2 protein-coding genes and 1 pseudogene are annotated in these 2,134 nt (G+C 67.4%); 1 reads left to right on the top strand and 2 read right to left on the bottom strand.

The window, feature by feature from the left end; translation table 11 throughout:
- Positions 1–828, bottom strand: a pseudogene (locus tag U9977_RS16810) (hypothetical protein); the annotation flags it as partial.
- A 278-nt stretch (positions 829–1,106) separates the two neighbouring features.
- Here U9977_RS16810 and U9977_RS16805 point away from each other — a divergent pair.
- The gene (locus U9977_RS16805; protein ID WP_322750218.1) at positions 1,107–1,685 is read left to right on the top strand and encodes a hypothetical protein; all 579 of its coding nucleotides are present in this window, start codon (positions 1,107–1,109) and stop codon (positions 1,683–1,685) included.
- 69 nt (positions 1,686–1,754) lie between these two features.
- Here U9977_RS16805 and U9977_RS16800 read toward each other — a convergent pair whose 3' ends face one another.
- On the bottom strand, positions 1,755–2,003 hold the full coding sequence (locus U9977_RS16800) for a helix-turn-helix domain-containing protein (protein WP_322750217.1): 249 nt from the start codon (positions 2,001–2,003) through the stop codon (positions 1,755–1,757).
- Positions 2,004–2,134 lie beyond the last annotated feature (131 nt).

Genomic DNA, 2,134 nt, shown 5'->3' with positions numbered 1-2,134 from the left:
GAGGTCGGGCCAGGGCGTCTGGGCATTGGCCGATATGCCGGGGTCAGGGGCGGAATCGGCGGACCGGCCAGGGGAGCTGGCTGCCTGTGTGGGTAACGTCGTTGGCGCCGCTTGCGTGGGAGCGAGCCCGGCGGGCCGGACGTTCAGTGGGACGGCGGCGTCTGTATGCGGGGACACACCCGGTGCACCCGATGGTGTCGCGGTTGCGTGCGGGGTGACGGGTAGGTCCGGGCTGTCGTGCGGTTCAAGGTCCGGCCAGCGAAAATCGGTCGGTGTCGGCGTGCTCACAGCCGTATGCCGGCTACTAGGACCTGGGCTGGCCGGGGCGAGCTGAGGGGCTGGGGCGGCGTCCGCAGGCGCAAGCGTCGTCGGTGTCCCTCGGATGTCGATGTCAGGCCAGCTGGCCGAGGAGGAGGCCACGCCCGTGGTGGTTGCTGCTCCGCTGGTTGCCGTCGGACTCACCGCCAACGCCGGTACGGCGGTTCCGGCGGCGATGGTGACGCCGAGCGCGATCTCAAGAATATGTCGCATAGCGCTTGGGAGAACGCGCCGAGCGACGGCTGCGGCCGCTCGTCCGCCGGCACCGGGCAGCATCGCCAGCACGCCGAGGACGAATCCCGCGCACAGCCACAGCAGGCATGCCCAGGCGGCGAGGCCGACGACGGTCGTGAGCGCATGCTCAGGATCTGCGCTGACCCAGTCGGGTACGGCGCTGATGGCATCCGGAAGGTCCGCCCGCCGCGGACCTTCTCTGATCATTAATACTGTCAGTACCGCAGCGGCGGCCGATCCCCCGATGAAGACGGACAGGCGCCGGCCAGCTGACATCGGCGACCTCCAGACTGGCCGGTGGATGATGATGAAACATGTTGTTTGGCTGTGTTTGCTTGTGTAGTCCTCTGTCGAAATGCTGTCAAGCGGGTTTGTGTTGTTTGCTCGCTGTTGCTCATGGAGTGTCGGCTGCGACCCTGGATGCGGTGGGTCGTCCGGCAGGTCGGATGATGTGTTGCCGGGCGCTCAAAGTCGATCGGCCTGACCGCTGCGGCCGGTCCGCTGCGGCCGGTCCGGCTGCACGGGCCGGTCCGGGAACGAGGAAGGGGGCCGGGTTGCGCTGGGAAGCCCTGTTTGCCGATCTTGAGATGCAGTGGGAGGCCGCGCAAGCGGCTGAACTCGATGCGGAGCTTGTCGACAGAAGCCGCCGTGAAGTCGCCTACCTGCGCCTACTCGACAGACTGCGGCCGGCGGTCGGATCGTCGCTGCGCATCGGGGTGCTGGTAGGTGGGCGGGAGGGGGAAGCCGGTCAGGTCCTGGGCGGCCGGCTTGCCGTGCTCGGGATGGACTGGTTACTTCTGCAGGAGTCCGTGGCCCAGGAAGTGCTGGTTCCATTCCGTTCCGTACTCTGGGTGCGTGGGCTGACCGCGGTATCCGCCCAACCTGGCCATGAAGGTCCGCTGGCCGTGCGGCTCGACCTGCCGTACGCGCTGCGTGGCGTGGTGCGCGATCGTTCGGTCTGCTCGGTTGTGGTGTTGGACGGTACCGCTGTGACGGGCACCATCGACCGGGTCGGAGCGGACTTCGTCGAGGTCGCCGAACATCCCGGCGACGAGTTCCGCCGGGCCCGGTCGGTCCAGGCAGTGCGGACCGTCCCGCTGTCGTCGGTCAGTTTCGTGCGCCGAACCCCCTGATGGGGAGTGCCTGCGTACGAGCCGGACAGCCGGCGCTCGAAAACATGCGTCGGCTGGTCGGCTGGTCGGCTAGTCGGCGTACCGGTCGTCGGCGGGCGCATCGCCGCGACCGAGCGGATTGGCGACCACGAACGCGCGGGTCTGCTCGTATGCCCGCTGGATGTAAGCCTCCAGCTCGGTGCGCTCCACCCGCCACTGCCCGCGTCCACCGATCTTGATTGCCGGGAGTTCACCCGAGCGGACCAGCGCGTAGGTCTGGCTCGACGAGATGTTGAGAATCTCCGCCACATCGCTGAGCTGAAGGAAGCGCTCGTTCATCGGCCTGTCTCCCTGGCGATGGATGGGTCGTGACCCCTGTGTATCAGACTCTGCGGCCCGGATCGCCTGTGAATGCCTCTACTTGTGGATAACAGCTGCCATTCGCCTGATTGTGCTGGTCGGTTCCAGGC

This window comes from Protofrankia sp. Cas8, from assembly GCF_963555845.1.
GTDB lineage: Bacteria > Actinomycetota > Actinomycetes > Frankiales > Frankiaceae > Protofrankia.
The sequence above is the reverse complement of the archived record's forward strand: the minus strand, read 5'-3'. Positions and strand labels throughout refer to the sequence as shown.

Coding starts and splice junctions, on each gene's coding strand:
- U9977_RS16800 (WP_322750217.1), bottom strand. CDS start 2,003: ATGAACGAGCGCTTCCTTCAGCTCAGCGATGTGGCGGAGATTCTCAAC.